The organism is Micromonospora sp. ZG13 (assembly GCF_059359355.1).
The window spans coordinates 6,699-31,351 of sequence record NZ_JCADBQ010000027.1; the positions used below are offsets into that span (position 1 = coordinate 6,699).

General features: G+C 75.9%; 3 protein-coding genes. All 3 read right to left on the reverse strand.

Annotated elements, in window-relative coordinates:
* Positions 1-11: 11 nt before the first annotated feature.
* Positions 12-22,604, reverse strand: a complete 22,593-nt coding sequence (locus AC5L34_RS28965; RefSeq protein ID WP_494827821.1) for a type I polyketide synthase — start codon at positions 22,602-22,604, stop codon at positions 12-14.
* Positions 22,605-22,929: 325 nt separating this feature from the next.
* Complete coding sequence (locus tag AC5L34_RS28970; RefSeq protein WP_089000789.1) at positions 22,930-23,790, reverse strand: metallophosphoesterase family protein; 861 nt, start codon at positions 23,788-23,790, stop codon at positions 22,930-22,932.
* A 218-nt stretch (positions 23,791-24,008) separates the two neighbouring features.
* Positions 24,009-24,653, reverse strand: a 645-nt coding sequence (locus AC5L34_RS28975; RefSeq protein WP_494827823.1) for an acyl carrier protein, incomplete at its 5' end; no start/stop codon positions are given.

A 24,653-nucleotide genomic window follows, 5' to 3' on the forward strand; every position in this document is an offset into this window, starting at 1 on the left:
GGGGACAACGGTCAGGAATCGGTTCCATCAAGCGCCAGCCTGACGAGGGCGTCGGTGTCGAGCTCGTCGAGGTCCAGGGCCTCGTCGGTGGACTCGTCGCCATCGCCGCCGTCGGCGTCGGCGAGGTTGAGCAGCAGGTCCAGCAGCCCGGCCTCCCGCAGGCGGGTCAGCGGGATCGCCGCGAGCGCCTGCCGGACGGCCACCTCCGCCGGGTCGCCGTCGTCCGCCTGCGCCCCCTCGGGCAGCAGGCCGTCGAGCAGGTTCTCGGCGAGCACGGCCGGGTTCGGGTAGTCGAAGACGAGGGTCGCGGGCAGCGACAGGCCGGTGGCCCCGGTCAGTCGGTTACGCAGCTCGACCGCCGTCAGCGAGTCGAACCCGAGTTCCTTGAAGGCGCGCTGCGGCTTGACCCGGTCCGTGCCCGAGTGGCCGAGCACGGCGGAGGCGTGGGTACGGACGAGGTCGACCAGGTGCCGGACCCGCTCGGGCCGGGGCAGGGTGAGCAGGTGCTCCCGCAGGGCGTCGGCGACCCCGCCCGGCTGCTGCTCCCCGGCCTGGGCGTGCAGCGCCTCGCGGGCCTCGGCGACGTCGTCGAGCAGCGGCCGGGGGCGGGCCGAGGCGTACGCCGGGGCGAAGACCGCCCAGTCGACGTCCACCACGGTCAGCGCCGCCCGGGGCAGGCCGACGGCGTACCGCATGGCGTGCACGGCGTCGGCCGGTGCCATCGCGGTCAGGCCGCGCCGGGCCAGCAGCTGCTGGGCCTCGCCGGTGGCCATGCCGCCGTCGGCCCACGGCCCCCAGGCCACGGACGTCGCCGGCAGGCCCCGTCCGCGACGCTGCTCCGCCAGCGCGTCCAGGAAGGCGTTGCCGGCGGCGTACGCGGACTGCCCGCCGCTGCCCCACACCCCGGCGATGGAGGCGAACAGCACGAAGGCGTCCAACGGCCGGTCGCCGAGCAGCGCGTCCAGGTGCACCGCGCCGGCCACCTTGCCGTCGAGCACGCCGGCGAACGCAGCCAGGTCGGTGTCGGCGATCAGGCCGGGCTCGCCGGCACCCGCCGCGTGGACCACGGCCGTCAACGGCGCGGGGTCCTCGTCCAGCCGGGCCAGCAGTGCCGCCACCTGGTCGCGGTCGGCCACGTCGCAGGCCACGACCGACGCCCGTACGCCCTGCGCGGTCAGATCCTCGCGCAGCTCCGCCGCCCCGGGGGCGCGCTCGCCCCGACGGCTGGTCAGCACGACGTGCGCGGCCCCGTTGGCCGCCGCCCACCGGGCGACGTGGGCGCCCAGAGCGCCGGTACCACCGGTGATCAGCACCGTGCCGGACGGCCGCCACCGCTCCGCCGTGTCGGGGGCGGCGGGTGCCGCACGGACCAGTCGGCGGACGAACACCCCGGAGGGACGTACGGCCAGCTGGTCCTCGTCGCCGGCGCCGGTCACCACCCGCGCCACCCGGTCCCAGGCCGTCGCGTCGACCTGCTCGGGCAGGTCCACGAGTCCGCCCCAGAGCTGGGGGTGTTCCAGGCCCGCCACGAGCCCCAGGCCCCACAACCCGCTCTGGGCGACGCCGTGCACGGCGTCCCCGTCGCCGGTGCTGACCGCGCCCTGGGTCAGGCACCACAGCCGGGCCGTCGTCCCGGTGTCGTGCAGGGCCTGGAGCAGCAGCAGCGTGGCGGCCGTCCCGACCGGTACGGCCGGGTGGGCGGGGTGCGGCTGGTCGCGGAGGCCGAGCAGGGACAGCACGCCGGTGACGGGTCCGTCGGCCAGCGCGTCGGCCAGCCGGCGGGCGAGTCCCGCCCGGTCGGTGCCGACCGGGTCGACGGTCAGCCGGACCACGTCGGCGCCGACCTCGGCGAGGGCCTTGGTGGCCGCCTCCGCGCGGGTGCCGTCCGTCAGGTCGTCCTCCGCCGTCACGAGCAGCCACACGCCCGGGCGCGCCGGATCGGCGGTGATGTCGGTCCGCTTCCATCCGACCCGGTACGACCACGCGTCCACGACCGCCCGCCGCGTACGCGCCCGGTGCCAGGTCGACAGGACCGGCAGGGCCGGGGTGAGGGCGTCCAGGGCCGCGCCGTCGTCGCCGAACTGCGCGGCGAGGGCGGTCAGGTCGGCGCGTTCCACCGCGTCCCAGAAGTCGGCGTCGACGCCGTGGGTGGCCGTCTGTCGTGGCCGCCCCGACGGCGCGGGCCAGTAGCGTTCCCGCTGGAAGGCGTACGTGGGCAGGTCGACCCGCCGCGCGCCGGAATCGGCGAACCACGGCCGCCAGGTCACCGGCACCCCGTGCACGTGCAACTCGGCCAGGGCGTGCAGCAGCGCCTGCGCTTCCGGCCGGTCCCGACGCTGCACGGCCACGGCCAGCACGTCCTCGTCGTCGGGCAGCACGTCCGCCGCCATCGCGGTCAACACGCTCTGCGGCCCGACCTCCAGGAACGTGTCCACCCCGGCGTCGCGCAGGGCCGCGATCCCGTCGGCGAAGCGCACCGCCTCACGCACGTGCCGCACCCAGTACCCGGCCGTACGGATCTCGTCGCCGGCCAGCACACCGGTCACGTTCGACACGATCGGCAGCATCGGCGCGGCAAAGGTCAACCCGTCCAGGACCGCACGGAACTCGTCGAGCATCGGCTCCATCAACGGGCTGTGGAACGCGTGACTCACCGTCAACCGGCGCGTCCGCACACCCCGCTCCCGCCAGACCCGCTCCACCTCGTCGAGGGCCTCGACGGCGCCGGAAACCACCACGGCCGCCGGCCCGTTGACGGCGGCGATGCCGACCCACGCACCCAGGCCCGCGATCGACTCGACCACCGCCGCCTCGTCGGCCGCCACCGCGAGCATCCCGCCGCCGGCGGGTAGCGCCTGCATCAACCGACCCCGCGCGGCCACGAGCTGACACGCGTCCGCCAGGGACAACACGCCCGCGACATGCGCGGCCGTGATCTCGCCGATCGAGTGACCGGCCAGCATGTCCGGCACGATCCCGAACGACTCCACCAGCCGGAACAGCGCCACCTCGACCGCGAACAGCCCCGCCTGCGTGAAGACGGTCTGATCCAGCAACCCCGCCTCGGCGGAACCCGCCGACGCGAACAGCACCTCCCGCAACGGACGCGGCAGCAACGGATCCAGGTGCGCGCACACCTCCTTGAGGGCGGAGGCGAACACCGGGAACCCGGCCGACAACTCCCGACCCATCCCCGCGCGCTGCGCGCCCTGACCCGAGAAGAGCAGCGCGAGCTGTCCGCGCGCGGCGGCGGAACCGGTCACGACGGTCCCGGAGGGCTCGCCCGACGCCACCGCCGTGAGGCCCGCCAGCAGCTCGTCCCGGCTCGTACCGGACACGACCGCCCGGTACTCCAACGCCGACCGCGACACCACGGACGACCACGCCACGTCCACCGCGCGCAGTTGCCCGTCCGCCGACAGCCAGCGCGCCCACCGGCCGGCCTGCGCCGACAGCCCGGCCGCGTCGCGGGCGGACAGCAGCACCGGCGCCACCGGCGGCACATCGTCGGCGACGATCTCGCCCTCGACCACCTCGGCGGGCGGCTGTTCGATGATCACGTGGGCGTTGGTGCCGGAGATGCCGAACGACGACACCGCCGCCCGACGCGGCCGGTCCACCTGCGGCCACGGCGTGGGCTCGGTGGCGAGGGCGACCGCCCCGGCCGTCCAGTCGATGTGCGGAGACGGCTCGTCCACGTGCAGGGTCGGCGGCACGAGACCGTGCCGCATCGCCATGACCATCTTGATCACACCCGCGACGCCGGCCGCGGCCTGGGCATGGCCGATGTTCGACTTGATGGAGCCGAGCCACAGCGGCTCCCGGCCCTGCCGGTCCTGCCCGTAGGTGGCCAGCACGGCCTGCGCCTCGATCGGGTCGCCCAGCGTCGTGCCCGTGCCGTGCGCCTCGACCACGTCCACGTCGGCGGCGGAGAGCCGCGCCGACGCGAGCGCCTGGCGGATCACCCGCTGCTGCGACGGGCCGTTCGGCGCCGTCAGACCGTTCGACGCGCCGTCCTGGTTCACGGCGCTGCCGCGTACGACCGCCAGGATCCGCCGGCCCTCGCGGCGCGCGTCGGAGAGGCGCTGCACCAGCAGCACACCGACGCCCTCGGACCAGCCCGTGCCGTCGGCCGACGCGGCGAACGACCTGCACCGGCCGTCGGCAGACAGACCCCGCTGCCGCGAGAACTCCACGAACGTCCCCGGCGTCGCCATCACCGTCACGCCGCCGGCCAGCGCGAGGTCGCACTCACCGCTGCGCAACGCCTGCACGGCCAGGTGCAGGGCCACCAGCGACGACGAGCACGCCGTGTCGACGGTGACCGCCGGGCCCTCCAGGCCGAAGGTGTACGCCACCCGGCCCGACAGCACGCTGCCCGAGTTGCCCGTGCCGATGTAGCCCTCGACCTCGGGTGTCTCCATCAGCCGCGTCGAGTAGTCGTGGTAGATGACGCCCGCGAACACGCCGGTCCGGCTGCCCCGCAGGCCCGACGGGTCCAGGCCCGCCGACTCGAACGTCTCCCACGACGCCTCCAGCAGCAGGCGGTGCTGCGGATCCATCGCCAGGGCCTCGCGCGGCGAGATCCCGAAGAAGCCGGGGTCGAACTCCGCCGCGCCGTACAGGAAGCCGCCGTGCCGGGTGTACGAGGTGCCGGCGTGGTCGGGGTCCGGGTCGTACAGCGACTCCAGGTCCCAGCCCCGGTCGGCCGGGAACTCCCCGATGCCCTCCCCGCCGGTGCTGACCAGCTTCCACAGCTCGTCGGGAGACTCCACCCCGCCGGGGTAGCGGCAGGCCATGCCGACGATCGCGATCGGCTCGTCGGCGTCGCCGGCCGTCGCCTCGTCGGGCGCGACGGTGCCGGGCCGGGTGCCGGCGAGTTCCGCGTACACGTGGGCCGCCAGGACCTGCGGGGACGGGTAGTCGAACACCAGGGTCGAGGTGAGGCGCAGGCCGGTCGCGCCGTTCACCCGGTTGCGCAGCTCAACGGCGGTCAGCGAGTCGAAGCCCAGGTCCTTGAACGCGCGGTCGGCCGGCACCGCCTCGGCGCCGCCGTGCCCGAGCACCTGCGCGACCAGGCCCCGGATCAGCTGGTCGACCTGCGCGAGGCCGTCCTCGGCGCCGAGGCCGGCGAGCCGGTCGGCCCAGCCGCCGGTGCCCTGCCCGGCGCGGCGGCGGGTCGTCGCCACGTCGACCAGGTTGCGCAGCATCGGCGGTACGACCGCGCCGGAGGCCGCCGCCCGCAGCGCGGGTACGTCGATCGCGGCCGGCACGAGCACCGCCCGCTCCGCGCCCACCGCGGCGTCGAACAGCTCCAACCCGGTGCGGGCGTTCATCGGCCGGAGTCCGGCACGCGCCGTCCGGGCCCGGTCGTTGCCGCCGATCGACGCGGCCATGCCGGCGGTGTCCCACATGCCCCACGCGAGGCTCACCGCCGGCAGACCCAGCTGCCGCCGGTACCCCGCCAACCCGTCCAGGAACGCGTTACCCGCCGCGTACGCCGACTGCCCCGGCGAACCCAACACCCCCGCCACCGACGAGAACACCACGAACAAGTCCAGGTCCAGCGACGCCGTCGCCTCGTGCAGGAACCAACCCGCCGACACCTTCGGCGCCAACACCCCCGCAAGACGCTCATCGGTGACCCGCTCGATCACCCCGTCGTCCAGGACACCGGCCGTGTGCACCACACCCGCCAACCGGCCGTCGGCAACGACCTCACCGACCAGAGCGGACACCTGCTCCCGGTCCGTCACGTCGCACGCGACGATCCGCACGGCGGCGCCAAGCGCCGTCAGCCGCTCCGACAGCTCGCCCGCACCGGCGGCCTCCGGGCCACGCCGCGACACCAGCACGAGAGAGCGCACGCCGTGGACCGACACCAGGTGCTCCGCCACCAACGCGCCCAACGCACCCGTACCACCGGTCACCAGCACCGCGCCGTCACCCACGACCGGCGCCTGCGCCGATGCCGGGGCAACCGCGCGCACCAGGCGCGGCACGAACACCTCGCCGGAGCGGACGGCCAGCTGGCCGCCGGCCGGGTCCGCGGCGAAGTGCGCCAGGATGCCCAGCACGCCGGGGTTCATCGCGTCGGCGACGTCGGCCAGCACGATGCGGCCCGGGTGCTCCGACTGCGCCGCGCGCAGCAGACCCCACACGGCCGCACCCGCGAGGTCCGTCACCCGGTCCTCGTCGCGGACGGCCACCGCGCCCCGGGTCACCACCACGAGCTTCGAGTCCGCCAGCGCGTCGACGGCCAGCCAGGCCTGCACCAGGCCCAGCACGTCGGAGGTCACCGCGCGTACGGCCTGCGCCGGGTCGGCGTCGTCGTGCGCGGCCGGCGGCGTGAACAGCAGCAGGCGCGGTGGCGCGATGCCGGCGTCGATCGCGGCCCGCAACTGGCTGATCGTCTCGGCGGAGGGACCGCCGGGGACGCCCGGCAGGGCCGGCCCGCCCAGCACCGCCCAGCCCGACGCGTCGTCGACCGGTTCGGCCTCCTCGGCCTGCCAGGCCACCTCGAACAGCGAGCGGGACGCCGCGCTCGCGGCGGCCACGCCGGTCAGCTCCCGCAGGACGAGGGAGTCCACCGACACCACCGGCGCGCCCGCCTCGTCGAAGGCGGTCAGCCGCACCCCGGAACCGTTCCGCGTCAACCGCACCCGCAACAGCCCCGCGCCCGAGGCGTGCACCTGCACGCCCTCGAACGCGAACGGCACGCGCGGCCCGCCCGACTCCTCCGTGCCGGGCAGCAGCCCGATCGGGTGCAGAGCGGCGTCCAGCAGCGCCGGGTGCACGCCGAAGCGTGCCGCCTCCGTCGCCGCCTCGTCCGGCAGCACCACCTCGGCGTACACGTCGTCACCGCCGGTCCACACCCGGCGCAGCCCCTGGAACACCGGGCCGTACGCCAGGCCGTGCCCGAGCAGCGCCGGGTACCAGCCGGCCAGGTCCACCTCGGCGGCGTCGGCGGGCGGCCAGGCGGCGGCCGTCCGCGGCTCGTCGGCCGTCGCCGGTTCGAGCACGCCCTCCGCGTGCCGGGTCCAGCCGGCCTCGGGGTCGTCGTCGGGGCGGGAGTAGACGGCGACGGGGCGCTGCGGCGACTCCGACGCGGACACCCGCACCTGGATCCGTACGGCGCCGGACTCGGGGAGCAGCAGCGGCACCAGGACCGTCAGGTCGCGCAGCCGGGGCAGGTCCACCTCGTCGCCGGCGCGTACGGCCAACTCCACCAGCGCCGTACCCGGGACCAGCGTGACGCCGGAGACCACGTGGTCGGCCAGCCAGGAGTGCGTGGTCAGGGAGATCCGACCGGTCAGCACGACCTCGTCGTCGCCGGCCAGGTCCACCGCCGCGCCGAGCAGCCCGTGCTCCGCAACGCCGAGGCCGGCGCCGCTGACGTCACCGGCGCGCAGCCGCCCCACGGCCGGCCAGAAGCGCTGCCGCTGGAACGGGTACGTCGGCAGGTCGACCGGGCGGGTCCCGGCCGGCAGGAGGGCGGTCCAGGTGGCCGGCACGCCGTGCGCGTACAGCTGCGCCAGCGCGGTGACCAGCGACGCCGGTTCGGGCCGGCCGGGGCGCAGCGTCGCCACGACCGTCGCCGGCGGGGCGGTCCCGTCGTCCGGCAGGCAGGCGCCCACCATGCCGGCGAGCACCGCGTCGGGGCCCAGTTCCAGGAACGTACGGACGTTGCGCTCGCGCAGGCTTGCGACCCCGTCGGCGAACCGGACGGTCTCCCGGACGTGCCGGACCCAGTAGTCGGGGGTGCCGATCTCGTCGGGGTCCGCGACCTGACCGGTCAGGTTCGACACGATCGGCAGGACGGGCCAGTGGAACGTCAGCCCGTCGAGCACCTGCCGGAACTCGGCCAGCATCGGCTCCATCAGCGGGCTGTGGAACGCGTGGCTGACGGTCAGCCGGCGGGTACGGACGCCCCGCTCCTGCCAGACCCGCTCCACCTCGTCCAGGGCCTCGACGGCACCGGAGACCACCACGGCCGCCGGGGCGTTCACCGCCGCGACGCCGACCCGGTCGGTCAGGCCCGCGAGCGACCCGGCCACCGCGGCCTCGTCGGCGGCCACGGCCAGCATGCCCCCGCCGGCGGGCAGCGCCTGCATCAGCCGGCCACGCGCCGCGACCAGCGCGCACGCGTCGGCGAGGCTGAACAGGCCGGCGACGTGGGCGGCGGCCACCTCGCCGATGGAGTGCCCGGCCACCAGATCCGGTACGACCCCGAGCGACTCGACCAGCCGGAACAGCGCCACCTCGACGGCGAACAGCCCCGCCTGGGTGAACACCGTCTGGTCCAGCAGTCCCGCCTCGGCGGAGCCCTCGGCGGCGAACAGCACCTCCCGCAAGGGGCGCGGCAGCAGCGGGTCCAGGTGGCCGCACACCTCGTCCAGGGCGGCGGCGAAGACCGGGAAGGCCGCGTACAACTCGCGACCCATGCCGGCGCGCTGCGCCCCCTGCCCCGAGAAGAGGACGGCGGTCCGGCCGCTGCGGGCGACCCCCCGCACGACGGCGGCCGAGGGCTCGTCGTCGGCCAGCGCGCCGAGGGCGGCGAGCAGTCCGTCGCGGTCGCAAGGCAGCAGCACCGCGCGGTGCTCGAACGCGGTCCGGGCGGTGGCGAGCGCCCGGCCCACGTCGGCGACGGTCAGGTCCGGCTCGTCGTCGACCAGGATCCGCAGCCGGCGTGCCTGCTCGCGCAGGGCGGCGTCGTCGCGGGCCGAGAGGACGCAGGCGACGAGGTCGCCGGGGACGCCCGTGGCGGGCGGTGCGGCCTGCGCCGGGACGGGCTCCGGGGCCTGCTCGATGATGGTGTGCGCGTTGGTGCCGCTGATGCCGAACGACGACACCGCGGCACGGCGGGGCCGGTCGGCGGCCGGCCACGGCCGCGCCTCGGTGAGCAGGGCGACCGAACCGGCCGTCCAGTCGATGTGCGGGGACGGCTTCTCGGCGTGCAGGGTCGGCGGCAGCATGCCGTGCCGCATCGCCAACACCATCTTGATCACGCCGGCGACCCCGGCCGCAGCCTGGGCGTGGCCGATGTTCGACTTGACCGAACCCAGCCACAGCGGCCGGTCCTGCGGCCGGCCCTGCCCGTACGTGGCCAGCAGCGCCTGCGCCTCGATCGGGTCGCCGAGTGCGGTGCCGGTGCCGTGCGCCTCGACGGCGTCCACGTCGGTGGTGGCGAGCCGGGCGTTGGCCAGCGCCTGCCGGATCACCCGCTGCTGGGCGGGGCCGTTCGGCGCGGTCAGGCCGCTGCTGGCGCCGTCCTGGTTCACCGCGCTGCCGCGTACGACGGCGAGGACGCGGTGGCCGTTGCGCTGCGCGTCGGAGAGGCGCTCCAGCAGGAGCATGCCGACGCCCTCGGCGAAGCCGGTGCCGTCCGCGCCCGCGCCGAACGCCTTGCACCGCCCGTCGGGCGACAGGCCGCGTTGCCGGGAGAACTCGGTGAGCATGCCGGGGGTGGACATGACGCTCACCCCGCCGGCGAGCGCGAGCCGGCACTCGTCCTGGCGCAGCGCCTGGGTGGCCAGGTGCAGCGCCACCAGCGACGACGAGCAGGCGGTGTCGACGGTGACGGCAGGGCCCTCCAGGCCGAACAGGTACGAGATCCGGCCCGAGGCGACACTGCCGGCGCTGCCGTTGCCGACGTGGCCGCCCAGTTCGTCGTCGGTGCCGGCGGCCTGGGAGGCGTAGTCGTGGTAGATGAGGCCGACGTAGACGCCGGTGCTGCTGCCCCGCGCCGTGTGGGGGTCGATCCCGGCGCGTTCGAAGGCCTCCCAGGACGTCTCCAGCAGCAGCCGCTGCTGCGGGTCCATCGCGAGGGCCTCGCGGGGGGAGATCCCGAAGAAGGCGGCGTCGAACTGCGCGGCGTCGTGGAGGAAGCCGCCCTGGCGCGGTACGGCGCCGCCGTCCTCGCCGCCGACGCGCAGGTCGTCGAGGTTCCAGCCCCGGTCGGTCGGGAAGGGTGAGATGACGTCGGCGCCGGCGGTGACCACGTCCCAGAGCTGCTCGGGGGTCTGCACGTCGCCGGGGAACCGGCAGGCCATGCCGATGATGGCGATCGGCTCGTCGAGGGCGGCGGCGGTGCCGACCGCGGCGGGGCGGTCCACGGCCGCCGCGCCGCCGAGTTCCCGGTCGAGGAACTCGGCGAGCACGACCGGGGTCGGGTAGTCGAACGCCACGGTCGCGGGCAGCCGCAACCCGGTCGCGGCCGACAGTCGGTTGCGCAGTTCCACCGAGGTGAGCGAGTCGAAGCCCAGCTCCTTGAAGGCGCGCTGGGCGTCGACGGTCTCCGCCGAGCGGTGCCCGAGCACGGCGGCCACGCTGGCGGCCACCAGGTCGAGCAGGTGGGAGCGCCGCTCCGCCGGGCTGAGCATCGCCAGCCGGTCCCGCACCGAGGCGGTGTCCGCCGGGCCACGGCCCACCGCGCGCCGGGCCGGCCCGCTGGCCCGGACCACGTCGCGCAGCAGGCTGGGCACGGTCTGGCCGGTCGGTCGCGACGCTGCCGGCGGCAGGTTCATGAGGACGAGGTGCGCGTTGCCGCGCTGCCGCGCCAGGTCGAAGAGCGCCACGCCCTGCTGGTCGGTCAGCGGGGCGCTGGTGGCGCGGATCGCCTTACGGTGTTCGGTGCCGCCCAGGTGGGCGGTCATGGCGCTGCTGGTGGCCCAGAGTCCCCAGGCGAGGCTGGTGGCGGGCAGGCCCTGCTCGTGGCGGTGCCGGGCGAGGGCGTCGAGGAACGCGTTGGCGGCCGCGTAGTTGCCCTGCCCCGGCGAGCCGAGGGTGGCCGCCACCGAGGAGAACAGCACGAACGCGGCCAGGTCCAGGTGCCGGGTCGCCTCGTGCAGCGCCCAGCCGGCGTCCACCTTCGGCGTCAGCACGGTGTGCAGGGCCGGCGCGTCGAGCGAGCCGATGGTCGCGTCGGCGATCACCCCGGCGGTGTGGATCACCGCGGTCAGCGGGTGCGCCGGCTCGACCAGCTCCAGCAGCCGGGTCACCTGCGCGGGGTCGGCCACGTCGGCGGTGCCGACGGTGACCCGGGCGCCGGCGCGGGTCAGCTCCTCGACCAGGTCCCGGTACTGCTCGGGGCCACGCCGGGAGGCCAGCAGGAGGTGCCGGGCCTGACCGGTGGTGACGAGGTGCCGGGCGAACACGCCGGCGAGGGCGCCGCCGGCGCCGGTGATGAGCACGGTGCCGTCCGGGTCGGCGGGGGCGGGCACCCGCAGGACGACCTTGCCGATGTGCCGGGCCTGGCTCATGTGCCGCAGCGCCTGCCGGGCCTGGCGCACGTCCCACGCCCGTACGGGCAGCGGCCGCAGCGCGCCCTGCGCGAAGAGGGTGAGCAGCTCGGTGAGCATCTCGCCGATGCGCCGGTGCCCGGCCTCGTTGAGATCGAACGCGCGGTAGGTCACGCCCGGGTGCCGTTCGGCGACCACGTCCGGGTCGCGCAGGTCGGCCTTGCCCATCTCCACGAACCGGCCGCCGCGCGGCAGCAGCCGCAGCGACGCGTCGACGAACTCACCGGCCAACGCGTCGAGCACCACGTCCACGCCGGCACCGCCGGTGACCACACCGAAGACCTGCTCGAACTCCGTGGTCCGCGACGACGCGATCCGCTCCTCGGCCACCCCCAGGCCCCGCAGCACCCCCCACTTGCCGGGGCTGGCGGTGGCGTACACCGTCGCGCCCCAGTGCCGGGCGAGCTGGATGGCGGCCATGCCCACGCCACCCGCGCCGTTGTGGATGAGCACCGACTCACCGGCCCGCAGATCGGCCAGGTCGCGCAGCGCGTAGTACGCGGTCAGGAACACCACCGGCACGGACGCGGCCTGGGCGAAGGACCAGCCGTCGGGGATCTTCGCGACGAGGTCGCGGGTGGCGATCACCTCGGGGGCGAAGGCGGGCTCGAACATGCCGAGCACCCGGTCGCCGGGCGCCAGGTCGGTCACGCCGGGACCGACCTCGACCACGACGCCCGCGCCCTCGCTGCCCATCACCGCGGCCGGATCCGGGTACATCCCCAGGCCGATCAGCACGTCACGGAAGTTCATCCCGGCGGCCCGCACGGCGATGCGTACCTGACCGGCGTCCAGGGCGACGGCCGTGGCGGGCACCATGCCGACGCCGTCCAGGGTGCCGGGGCTCACCGCTCCGACCCGCCACAGCCCGGCCGGCGGGACGAGTTCGTCGGCGGCCGGACCGGCGGGCCGGCCCAGGCGAGGGGTACGGACCTCGTCGCCGCGCACGGCCACCTGGCCGCCGGTGGTCGACGGGTCCTCGGCCACGGCGGCCAGCACGGCGAGGGTGGCGGAGGTGAGCTCGCCGTCGACGTCGGCGAGGACGATCCGCCCCGGGTGCTCCGACTGCGCGGAACGCAGCAGACCCCAGACCGCCGCGCCGGGCAGGTCCCGCACCGAGTCGGCCGGGGTGGCCACCACGGCGCCACGGGTCAGCACCACCAGCGTCGTGTCGGCCAGGGCGTCGCTCTCCAGCCAGGAGCGCACCACGGCCAGGACCCGGGCGGTGGCCGTACGGACGAGGTCGGGCAGGTCGCCCTCCGGCGTACCGGCGTGGACCGGGAGGACCAGCGCGCGGGGCGCCTCGACCGATCCGGCCGAGACCGCCGCGGTCAGTTCGTCGACGCCCGGGAACACCGGCGTGGCCAGGCCCGCCGGGGCGTCCCCGTCGCCGAGCAGCGCCCAGCCGGCGACGTCCCGCGCCGGGGTGACCGGCTCGGGCTGCCACGTCACCTCGAACAGCGACCGCTCCGCGGTCTCCGCGCCGGTGGTGGCGGTCATCTCCCGCAGGGCGAGTGACTCGACGGACACCACCGGCGCGCCGGACTCGTCGCCGGCCACCAGCCGCACGCGCGAGCCCGCCCGGGTCAGCCGTACCCGCAGCGCCCTGGCGCCGGACGCGTGCACCTGCACGCCCTCGAACGCGAACGGCACGCGCGGTCCGCCGGTCCGCTCGGTCAGCAGCAGCCCGACGGGGTGCAGTGCGGCGTCCAGCAGCGCCGGGTGCACGGCGAAGGCGGCGGCGTCGCCGGCCGCCTCGTCCGGCAGGGCGACCTCGGCGTACGCCTCGTCGCTGGCGGTCCACAGCCGCCGCAGGCCCCGGAACGCCGGCCCGTAGGCCAGGCCGTGCTCCGCGAGCGCCGGGTACCAGCCGGCGAGGTCCACCTCGGTGCCCCCGGTGGGCGGCCAGGGGCCCACGGTCGGCTCGTCGGCGGCCTGCTCCAGCAGGCCGTCGGCGTGCCGCGTCCACGCGTCCTCGGGGTCGCCGTCGGGCTGCGAGTGCACCGTCACGGGCCGGGCGCCGGAGCCGTCGGCCGCGCCGACGCGCACCTGCACGCGGACCGCGCCCGAGTTCGGCAGCACCAGCGGCGCGGCGACGGTCAGCTCCCGGACCCGGGAGGCGCCGACCTCGTCGCCGGCGCGTACCGCGAGTTCGACCAGGGCGGTGCCCGGCAGCACCAGCGCGCCGCCGACCACGTGGTCCGCCAGCCAGGGGTGCGTCGACGCCGACAGCCGGCCGGTCAGCACGACCTCGTCGTCGCCGGCGAGGCGCACCGCCGCGCCGAGCAGTCCGTGTCCGGCCGCGCCCAGCCCCGCGCCCGACACGTCGCCGGCCGCGGAGCGGTCGACCGCCGGCCAGAACCGGTCCCGCTGGAAGGCGTACGTGGGCAGGTCGACCGGGGCGGCGCCGGAGCCGGCGAACACCCGCGCCCAGTCGACGGGCACACCGGCGACGTGCAGGTCGCCGAGGTTGGCCAGCAGCTGGTGCGGCCCGTTCTCGTCGCGGCGCAACGAGCCCACCACCACGCCCACGCCGGTGGCCCGGTCGAGGGAGTCCTGGACGGCCACCTTGAGCACGGGGTGCGGGCTGACCTCGACGAAGGCCCGGAAGCCCTGGTCGATCAGCTGGTCCACGACCGGCGCGAGCCGGACGGTCTCACGCAGGTTGCGGTACCAGTAGTCCGCGTCGAGTTCGGCGGTGTCGATCAGCCCGCCGGTGACGGTGGAGTGGAAGGCCACGGTGGTGGACCGCGGGTCGACGGTGCCGAACCCGGTGATCACGTCGTCGCGGATCGCGTCGACGTGGCCGCTGTGGGCCGCGAAGTCGACGGCGACCCGCCGGGCGCGGATGCCGCGCTCGGCGCAGTGCGCGAGCAGCTCGGCGACCGACGACGAGTCGCCGGCCACCACGGTCACGGCGGCGCCGTTGAGGGCGCCGACGGAGAGGCTCCCCCGCCACGGCGCGATGAGCTGCTCGGTGTCGGCGGCCGGGAGCGGGACGGAGACCATGCCGCCCCGGCCGGCGATCGCCAGCAGGCCGCGGCTGCGCGCCACGACGAGCCGCGCCGCGTCGGCGAGGGTCAGCGCGCCGGCGACGCAGGCGGCGGCGAGCTCCCCCTGCGAGTGCCCGACGACGGCGGCCGGTTCGATGCCGCACGAGCGCCAGAGCTGCGCGAGGGACACCATGACGGAGAAGAGCACGGGCTGGACCACGTCCACCCGGTCCAGGGGCGGCGCACCGGGCGCCTCCCGCAGCACGTCCTCGAGGGACCAGTCCACCAGCCGGGAAAGTTCCTCGGCGCACTCCCCCATCCGCTGCCGGAAGACCGGCGAGGTCTCCAGCAGGTCCAGCGCCATCCCCTTCCACTGGGAGCCCTGGCCGGGGAAGACGAAGACGACCTTCGGCGCGGCGTCAACGCCGGCCGGCGAGCTGTCGGCGGAGGCCAGGGCGGCCAGTCGGGTGACCGCGTCGTCGCGGTCGGCGGCCACGACGACCGCGCGGTACGGGTGGTGGGCCCGCTGGGTGGCCAGGGAGAACCCGAGGTCGAGCGGCTCCGGCGCGGCGTCGCCGGCGAGCAGCTCGCCGAGGCGGGCGGCCTGCGCCCGGAGCGCGAGAGGGCTCCTGCCGGACACCGGCAGGGGCACGGCGGCAGGCCCGACCAGGCCGGGAAGGTCCCCGGCCGGCGGGGGCGCCGCCGGGGCCGCCTCGTCGGGCGCCTGCTCGATGATGGTGTGCGCGTTGGTGCCGCTGATGCCGAACGACGACACCGCCGCCCGGCGCGGCCGCTCCACCGCCGGCCACGGCCGCGCGTCGGTGAGCAGGGCGACCGCCCCGGTGCTCCAGTCGACGTGGGGGGACGGCTCGTCCACGTGCAGGGTCGGCGGCAGCATGCCGTGCCGCATCGCCAGCACCATCTTGATCACGCCGGCCACACCCGCCGCGGCCTGCGAGTGACCGATGTTGGACTTGATGGAGCCGAGCCAGAGCGGCTCCCCGCCGGCGCGGTCCTGCCCGTAGGTGGCCAGCACCGCCTGCGCCTCGATGGGGTCGCCGAGGGTGGTGCCGGTGCCGTGCGCCTCGACGGCGTCCACGTCGGCCGGGGTCAGCCGCGCGTTCTCCAGGGCCTGCCGGATCACCCGCTGTTGCGACGGGCCGTTCGGGGCGGTCAGCCCGTTGGACGCGCCGTCCTGGTTGATCGCGGAGCCGCGCACCACGGCGAGCACCCGGTGCCCGTTGCGCCGGGCGTCGGACAGGCGCTCCACCAGCAGCATTCCCACGCCCTCGGACCAGCCGGTGCCGTCCGCGCCGGCGGCGAACGCCTTGCACCGCCCGTCCGGGGCGAGCCCGCCCTGCCGGGAGAACTCGGAGAACATGCCGGGCTGCGCCATCAGCGCCACCCCGCCGGCCAGCGCCATGTCGCACTCGCCGCCACGCAGCGCCTGGGCGGCGAGGTGCAGCGCCACGAGGGACGAGGAGCAGGCGGTGTCGACGGTGACCGCCGGGCCTTCGAGGCCGAACGTGTAGGCGACCCGCCCGGAGGCGACGCTGCCCGCCGTTCCGGTCAGCAGGTGCCCCTCGAGGCCGTCCAGGTCGTCGCGTCCGCTGGTGGCGTAGCCGGAGGAGGCGGCCCCGATGAAGACACCGGTGGCGGTGCCGCTGAGCGTGGCGGGGTCGATGCGGGCGTACTCGAAGCTCTCCCAGGCGGTCTCCAGCAGCAGCCGCTGCTGCGGGTCCATGGCGAGGGCCTCGCGGGGGCTGATGTTGAAGAAGCCGGCGTCGAAGTCGGCCGCGTCGTAGAGGAAGCCGCCCTGGTGGGTGACGGTGCCGCCCGCCTGGTCGCCGTCCGTGCCGTACAGCCGGTCGAGGTCCCAGCCGCGGTCGGTGGGGAACTCGCCGATCGCGTCGGCCCCGGAGGTGACGAGCTGCCACAGCTGCTCGGGGGTGGCGACGCCGCCGGGGTAGCGGCAGGCCATGCCGATGATGGCGATGGGCTCGTCGGCGTCGGCGGTGACGACGGTGCGGACCGTGGGGCCGGCCCCGGTGGACTGGCCGAGCTGTTGGAACAGGTGGTCGGCCAGCCGGGCGGGGGTGGGGTGGTCGAAGGCCAGCGTGGCGGTCAGCCGCAGCCCGGTGGCGGCGCCGAGCCGGTTGCGCAGCTCCACCGAGGTCAGCGAGTCGAACCCGAGGTCCTTGAAGGCCCGCACGGCGGGGACCGCCTGCGCCGAGGCGTGCCCCAGCACCGTGGCGGCCTGGCCGCAGACCAGGTCGACCAGGGCCTGCCGGGCGTCCGCCTCGGACAGGCCGCCGAGCCGGTCCCGCCACGACGTACCGGCGGTCGGCTGGTCGGTGGCCGTGCGGCGCCGGCCGCCGCCGCGCAGCAGGTGCCGCATCAGCGGCGGTACGTGGCTCGCCTCGCCGGTGACGTGGAGCCGGGCCGCGACGACGACCGGTTGGACCGCCGGCAGGGCGGCGTCGAAGAGTTCGGCGCCCTCGGCCGGGGAGAGCCGGCTCATCCCGACCCGCCGCAGCCGCTGCTGGTCGTCGCCGTCGAGGTGCGCGGTCATCGTGCTGTCGGTGGCCCACATGCCCCAGGCGAGGCTGGTGGCGGGCAGCCCCTGCTGCCGGCGGTGCTGCGCGAGGGCGTCGAGGAACGCGTTGGCCGCCGCGTAGTTGCCCTGCCCCGGCGAGCCGAGGGTGGCCGCCACCGAGGAGAACAGCACGAACGCCGACAGGTCCAGGTGCGCGGTCGCCTCGTGCAGCGCCCACCCGGCGTCCACCTTCGGCACCAGCACCGTACGTAGGGCGGACTCGTCCAACGAACCGATGGTCGCGTCGGCGATCACGCCGGCGGTGTGCACCACCGCCGTCAGCGGGTACGCGGGGTCGATCCCGGCGATCAGTTCACTGACCTGCGCGGGGTCGCTGACGTCGACGGCAACGGCGGTGACGTCGGCGCCTGCGTCGGTCAACTCCCGGACCAGGGTGGCGTAGTCGTCGTCGCCGTCGCGGCCGGGTGCGCGGCGGGAGGCCAGCAGCAGGCGGCGGGCCTGGCCGGTGGTGACGAGGTGCCGCGCGAGTACGCCGGCCAGGGTTCCGGCCGCGCCGGTGACCAGCACGGTGCCGTCGGGGTCCACGGGCGCGGGGATGCGCAGGACGACCTTGCCGACGTGGCGGGCCTGGCTGACGTGCCGCAGCGCCTGCCGGGCCTGGCGCACGTCCCAGGCCCGTACGGGCAGCGGCCGCAGCGCGCCCCGCGCGAACAGGTCGAGGATCTCGGTCAGCATCTCGCCGATGCGGGTGCTGCCCGCCTCGTTGAGGTCGAACGCGCGGTAGGCCACGCCGGGGTGCTCGGCGGCGACCGTCTCCGCATCGCGCACGTCGGCCTTGCCCATCTCCACGAACCGGCCGCCGCGCGGCAGCAGCCGCAGCGACGCGTCGACGAACTCACCGGCCAACGCGTCGAGCACCACGTCCACGCCGGCACCGCCGGTGACCACACCGAAGACCTGCTCGAACTCCGTGGTCCGCGACGACGCGATCCGCTCCTCGGCCACCCCCAGGCCCCGCAGCACCCCCCACTTGCCGGGGCTGGCGGTGGCGTGGACGGTGGCGCCGAGGTGGTGGGCGAGCTGGATGGCGGCCATGCCCACGCCACCCGCGCCGTTGTGGATCAGCACCGACTCACCGGCCCGCAGGCCGGCCAGGTCGCGCAGCGCGTAGTACGCGGTCAGGAAGACCAGGGGGACGGAGGCCGCCTGGGTGAAGCTCCAGCCGGCGGGCATTTTGGCGACGCGCTCCCGGTGGGCGACCGCCTGCGGGCTGAACCCGAGTTCGAACATGCCCATCACCCGGTCGCCGGGCGCCAGGTCGGTCACGCCGGGACCGACCTCGACCACGACGCCCGCGCCCTCGCTGCCCATCACGGCCGCCGGATCCGGGTACATGCCCAGGCCGATCAGCACGTCGCGGAAGTTCACGCCGGCCGCGCGCACCGCGATGCGCACCTGGCCCGCGCCCAACTCCACGGGCGTGGCCCGAACCGGCCCGATCCCGTCCAGGGTGCCGGGAGTGACGGGGGCGAGGTGCCACGGTCCGGGCGGCGGCGTCAGCTCGTCGCCCACGGGCCGTGCCAGCCTCGGCACGAGGGTCCGCTCGCCCCGCACCGCGAGCTGCCCGCCGGAGGCCGACGGGTCGACCGCCGCCCCGGCCAGCACGGCGAGGGTCGCGGGGGTCAGTTCGCCGTCGACGTCGGCGAGGACGATCCGCCCCGGGTGCTCCGACTGCGCCGAGCGCAGCAGGCCCCAGACCGCGGCGGCCGCCAGGTCGGTGACCTGGTCGTCGTCTGCGGCGGCCACCGCGCAGCGGGTCACCACCACGAGCTTCGTGTCCGCCAGCGCCTCGGCGGCGAGCCAGGAGCGCAGCGCGTCCAGGACGGAGCCGGTGACCGCCCGTACGGCCTGCGGCACGGCGGCGTCGGGTTCGCCGGCCGGCACCGTCAGCAGCACCCGCCGGGCCGTCGCCCCGCCCGCCGCCAGCGCCGCCACGTCGGCGAAGACCGGCAGCTGCGGCAGCGCGTCCGTGGCCGGTCGGCCCAGCGCCGTCCACCCCGCGAGGTCGTCGACGCCCTCGATCTGCTCGGCCTGCCAGGTCACCTCGTACAGCGACCGGGCGGCGGCGCCGCGGCTCGACGTCGGGGTCATCTCCCGCAGCACCAGGGAGTCCACCGACACCACCGGCGCGCCCGAGCCGTCGCAGGCCACCAGCCGCACCCCGGAGCCGTCCCGGGTCAGCCGCACCCGCAGCGTCCTGGCGCCCGAGGCGTGCACCTGCACGCCCTCGAACGCGAACGGCACGCGGGGCCCGCCCGCCGGCTCCGACGCCAGCAGCAGGGCCACCGGGTGCAGCGCGGCGTCCAGCAGCGCCGGGTGCACCCCGAACGCGCTCGCGTCCCCGGCCACGCCGTCCGGCAGCGCCACCTCGGCGTACGCCTCGTCGCCGGCCGTCCAGGCGCGCCGCACGCCCTGGAACACCGGGCCGTACGACAGGCCGTGCTCCGCCAGCGCCGGGTACCACCCGCTCAGGTCCACCTCGGCGGCGCCCGGAGGCGGCCACGCGCCGACGCCCGGCTCGTCGACCGACACCGGTTCGAGCAGGCCCTCGGTGTGCCGCGTCCACTCGGTGTCGTCGTCGTCCTCCTGCTGGGAGTAGACGGACACCGAGCGGACCGCGGCGTCGTCGGCCGCGCCCACGCGCACCTGGACGCGGACCGCGCCGGACTCGGGCAGCACCAGCGGCGCCGCCACGGTCAGCTCCCGTACCCGCGACGCGCCCACCTCGTCGCCGGCGCGCACCGCCAGCTCCACCAGCGCCGTGCCCGGCACCACCACGGCGTCGCCGACGACGTGGTCCGCCAGCCACGGGTGCGTCGACACCGACAACCGGCCGGTCAGCACCACCTCGTCGTCGCCGGCGAGACGCACCGCCGCGCCGAGCAGCGGATGCCCCGCCACGCCGAGGCCGGCGCCCGACACGTCGCCGACCCGCCACGGCAGCACCTCGGGCCAGAACCGCTCCCGCTGGAAGGCGTACGTGGGCAGGTCCACCCGGGCGGCGCCGGTGTCGGCGAACCACTCCTGCCAGGCGACCGGCACGCTGTGCACGTGCAGCTCGGCCAGCGCCGCCAGCAGCGCCTGCGCCTCCGGCCGGTCCCGACGCTGGGCGGCGACGGCCAGCACGTCGTCGTCGGGCAGGACGTCCGCCACCATCGCGGTCAGTACGCTCTGCGGGCCGATCTCCAGGAACGTGTCGACCCCGGCGTCGCGCAGGGCGGCGACCCCGTCGGCGTGGCGGACGGCCTCGCGGACGTGCCGCACCCAGTACTCGGGGGTACGGATCTCGTCGGCGTCGGCGAGCGCCCCGGTCAGGTTCGACACGATCGGCAGCGTGGGGGCGGCGAAAGCCAGCCGCTCGACGATGCCGCGGAAGCGCTCCAGCACCGGCTCCATCAGCGGGCTGTGGAACGCGTGGCTCACCGTCAGCCGGCGGGTACGCACGCCCCGGTCGCGCCAGACCCGCTCGACCTCGTCGAGGGCGTCGACGGCGCCGGAGACCACGACCGACGTCGGGCCGTTCACGGCCGCGACGCCGACCCGGTCGGTCAGCCCGGCGATCGACTCCGCCACCGCCGCCTCGTCGGCGGCCACGGCGAGCATCCCGCCGCCGTCGGGCAGCGACTGCATCAGCCGGCCCCGCGCGGCCACGAGCAGGCAGGCGTCCTGGAGGGACAGCACCCCGGCCACGTGCGCGGCGGCGATCTCGCCGATCGAGTGCCCGCCCACGAAGTCCGGCGCGACGCCGAGCGACTCGACCAGCCGGAACAGCGCCACCTCGACGGCGAAGAGACCGGCCTGGGTGAACACGGTCTGGTCCAGCAGCTCCGCCTCGGCGGAGCCCTCGGGCGCGAACAGCACCTCCTTGAGCGGGCGCGGCAGCACCCGGTCCAGGTGCCCGCACGCCTCGTCGAGGGCGGCGGCGAAGACGGGGAACTCGCCGTACAGCTCCCGGCCCATGCCGGCGCGCTGCGCGCCCTGGCCGGAGAAGAGCACCGCCAGCGGACCCCGGTCCCCGGCCTGGCCCGTGACGACCGTGCCCGACGACTCCCCCGCCGCCAGGGACTCCAGGCCCGCCAGCAGGCCCGCCCGGTCGTCGGCGAGCACCACCGCGCGCCGGTCGAGCGCCGAGCGGGACACCACCGACGACCACGCCACGTCGAGCGGGCGCGGCTCCTCGTCGTCGGCGAGCCAGCGGGCCCACCGGTCGGCCTGGGCGGAGAGCGCGGCCGGCTGCGCGGCGGAGAGCAGCACCGGCGCGACGGCGCGAGGGCGGTACGGGGCGGCCTCCTCGTCGGCCGGGTCGGGGGCCGGCGCCTGCTCCAGGATCAGGTGGGCGTTCGTGCCGCTCATGCCGAAGGACGACACGCCGGCCCTGCGGACGTGGTCGCCGCCCGCCCACGGGCGCGCCTCGTCGAGCAGGGACACGGCCCCGGTCGACCAGTCGACGTGCGGGGACGGCCGGTCCACGTGCAGGGTGGGCGGCAGCACGCCGTGCCGCATCGCCATCACCATCTTGATGACGCCGCCGGCGCCGGCCGCGGCCTGCGGGTGACCGATGTTCGACTTCAGCGACCCCAGCCACAGCGGCCGGTCGGCGGGCCGTCCCTGGCCGTACGTGGCGAGCAGCGCCTGCGCCTCGATCGGGTCGCCGAGCCGGGTGCCCGTGCCGTGGGCCTCGACGGCGTCCACGTCGGCCGGGGTGAGGCGGGCGTTCTCCAGCGCCTGCCGGATGACCCGCTGCTGCGAGGGACCGTTGGGGGCGGTCAGGCCGCTGCTGGCGCCGTCCTGGTTCACGGCGCTGCCCCGGATCACCGCCAGGACGGGGTGACCGTTGCGTCGGGCGTCGGAGAGCTTCTCGACGAGCAGCATCGCGACGCCCTCGGACCAGCCGGTCCCGTCGGCGTCGGCGGAGAACGCCTTGCACCGCCCGTCGGAGGCGAGCCCCCGCTGGCGGGAGAACTCGACGAAGGCGCCGGGGGTGGCCAGCACGGTGACGCCGCCGGCCACGGCGAGGGAGCACTCGCCGTCGCGCAGGGCCTGACCGGCCAGGTGCAGGGCGACCAGCGAGGAGGAGCAGGCGGTGTCGATCGTGACGGCCGGCCCCTCCAGCCCGAAGGAGTACGCCAGCCGGCCGGACATGACGCTCGCGGCCGTGCCGGTGAGGACGTAGCCCTCCGTGCCCTCGGGCAGTTGCCGCAGCACGGACGTGTAGTCCTGCCCGGCGGTGCCGACGAACACCCCGGTACGGCTGCCCCGCACCGACGTGGCGTCGATGCCGGCCCGCTCGAAGACCTCCCAGGTCACCTCGAGCAGGAGCCGCTGCTGCGGGTCCATGGCCAGCGCCTCGCGCGGCGAGATGCCGAACAGGGCCGGGTCGAACAGGCCGGCGTCGCGCAGGAAGCCGCCGCGGTTGCTGTAGGTGGTGCCGGGGTGGTCCGGGTCGGGGTCGTAGAGTCCGTCGAGGTCCCAGCCCCGGTCGTCGGGGAAGGTGCCGGTGGCGTCCACGCCGCCCGCGACGAGGTCCCAGAGGTCCTCCGGCGAGGCGACCCCGCCGGGGAACCGGCAGGCCATGCCGACGATCGCGATCGGCTCGGCGTCCTCGTTCTCCAGCTCGGTCAGGCGCCGGCGCGCCAGGCGGAGCTCGGAGGTCACCCACTTCAGGTGTTCGAGGAGCTTGTCTTCGTCCGCCATGACCCACCCGCCCAGAGCTTGCTATCGATCGGAATCTGCCGATTCGTTGACCACACCACCGCCGACGGACCGGCCTCGTGCACAGGTGGGTGGGAGACACGGCCGCTCGGCCACGAACCCGACACCTGTTCCTGATTCCGGTTGTCGTGCCTGCTCAGGCGCCCGCCACGCCGGGCCGTCCCGCCGACACATGCCCGCCACCGTGACTGGACGGTACTGAGCGCCCATCACGCGCCCAACCCCTAGAGAACCCCTGATCGACTGGCCCGTGAGGGCCGTCGCGGCTGGTCCCGGACGAAGCGGGGACCAGCATCGCGACGGCCGTTCAGGCGGGCTGTCCGGTGACCGCCGGCAGGATGCGGCGCAGCCGTCCGGGCGGCGTCGAGCGGCGGCGCCACTCCCGTGGGTAGCCGACCGAGACCTCCTCGAACCGGACCCCGTCGTACCAGGTGGTGCGCGGGATGTGCAGGTGGCCGTAGACGGCGACGCGGGCGTCGAAACGGACGTGCCAGTCCGCCGTGGCCTCGGTGCCGCACCACTGGGCGAACTCCGGGTACCGCAGGATCCGGGTGGGTTCCCGCACGAGCGGGAAGTGGTTGACCAGGACGGTGGGCAGCCCGTCGCGTTCCGCGGTCAGCCGGCGCTCGGTCAGGGCCAGCCGCGCCCGGCACCAGGCGTCCCGCGTCGGGTACGGGTCCGGATGCAGCAGGATCTCGTCGGTGCAGACCACGCCGACCTCGTGGGCCCGCGCCAGGGCCTGCTCCTTCGTGTACGTCCCCGCCGGCCGGAAGCTGTAGTCGTAGAGCAGGAACAGCGGCGCGATGAGGACCGGGTCGTCGCCCTGCGGGTCCCACACGGGGTACGGGTCCTCCGGGGTGACCACCCCGAGCCCTCGGCAGAGCTGCACCAGGTGCTGGTAGCGCGCGTCCCCGCGCAGCTGCACCGGGTCCTCGCGGGGCGTCCACAGCTCGTGGTTGCCGGGGGCCCAGATCACCTTGGCGAACCGGCGGCTGAGCAGTCCCAGCGCCCACTCGACGTCGGCGACGAACTCGCCGACGTCCCCGGCGACGATGAGCCAGTCGCCGTCCCGCTCCGGCCGCAGCCGCTCGACGATGGCCTTGTTCTCCGCGTGGACCACGTGCAGGTCACTGATGGCGAGCAACTGAGGCAGGCCGGATCCGGCCATGCGGACCTCCCGTCCATCCGGGGTACCGCACGCACCCACATCCGCACCGCTCGCTGCCGGTGGGCATGGCGAGACGGCCTGACGGGCTCCGACCCTACGGAGCCGGGTCCACGCAGGCACACCCCTAGACGGGCCGCGCGGACCCCTAGGCGGCCGTGACCTGGCCGACGCCGGTCAGGTCACGGCTTTCCGTGCCGTCGGGGACTCCTCGCGTCCGGTCAGGACTTGCCGAACTCGCGCTGGATGATGTCGAACAACTCCTCCCGGCTCGCCGACTCCAACTCCTGCCCGGCGGCCGGCGCCGGCGCGACGGCGGCGGGTCGCCCCCGCCACCTGGCCACCAGGTCCTCCAGCCGGCCGATGACCGCGTCGTCGACCTGGTCGCCGGGCAGGCCGCCGAGGAGCTGGTCGAGGCGCTCGATCTCCGCCACGATCGGCAACGCCGGCTGCTCGGGCGCCAGCTCGGCCCGCAGGTGCCCGGCGAGCGCGTTCGGGGTGGGGTGGTCGAAGACGAGGGTGGCGGGCAGCCCGATGCCCGTCTCGGCGGTCAGCCGGTTGCGCAGCTCGACCGCCGTGAGCGAGTCGAAGCCCAGTTCGAGGAAGCCACGGCTGGGCCTGATCCCGCTCGGTGTGGCGTGGCCGAGCACCGCCGCGGCGGTGCCGCGGACCAGGTCGAGCAGGATCCGGTCGCGCTCCGGCCCGGAGGCGGCGGCCAGCCGCTCGCGCAGCACCGTCGCCGCGCCCCGGTCCTCGCGGGTCGGGGCGTCCTCGCCCTGCCCGGGCTGCGCTTCGGGGATTTCGGTGAACAGTCGAGACGGCCGCAACGCCGTAAACGACGGCACAAACCGATCCCACCGCACATC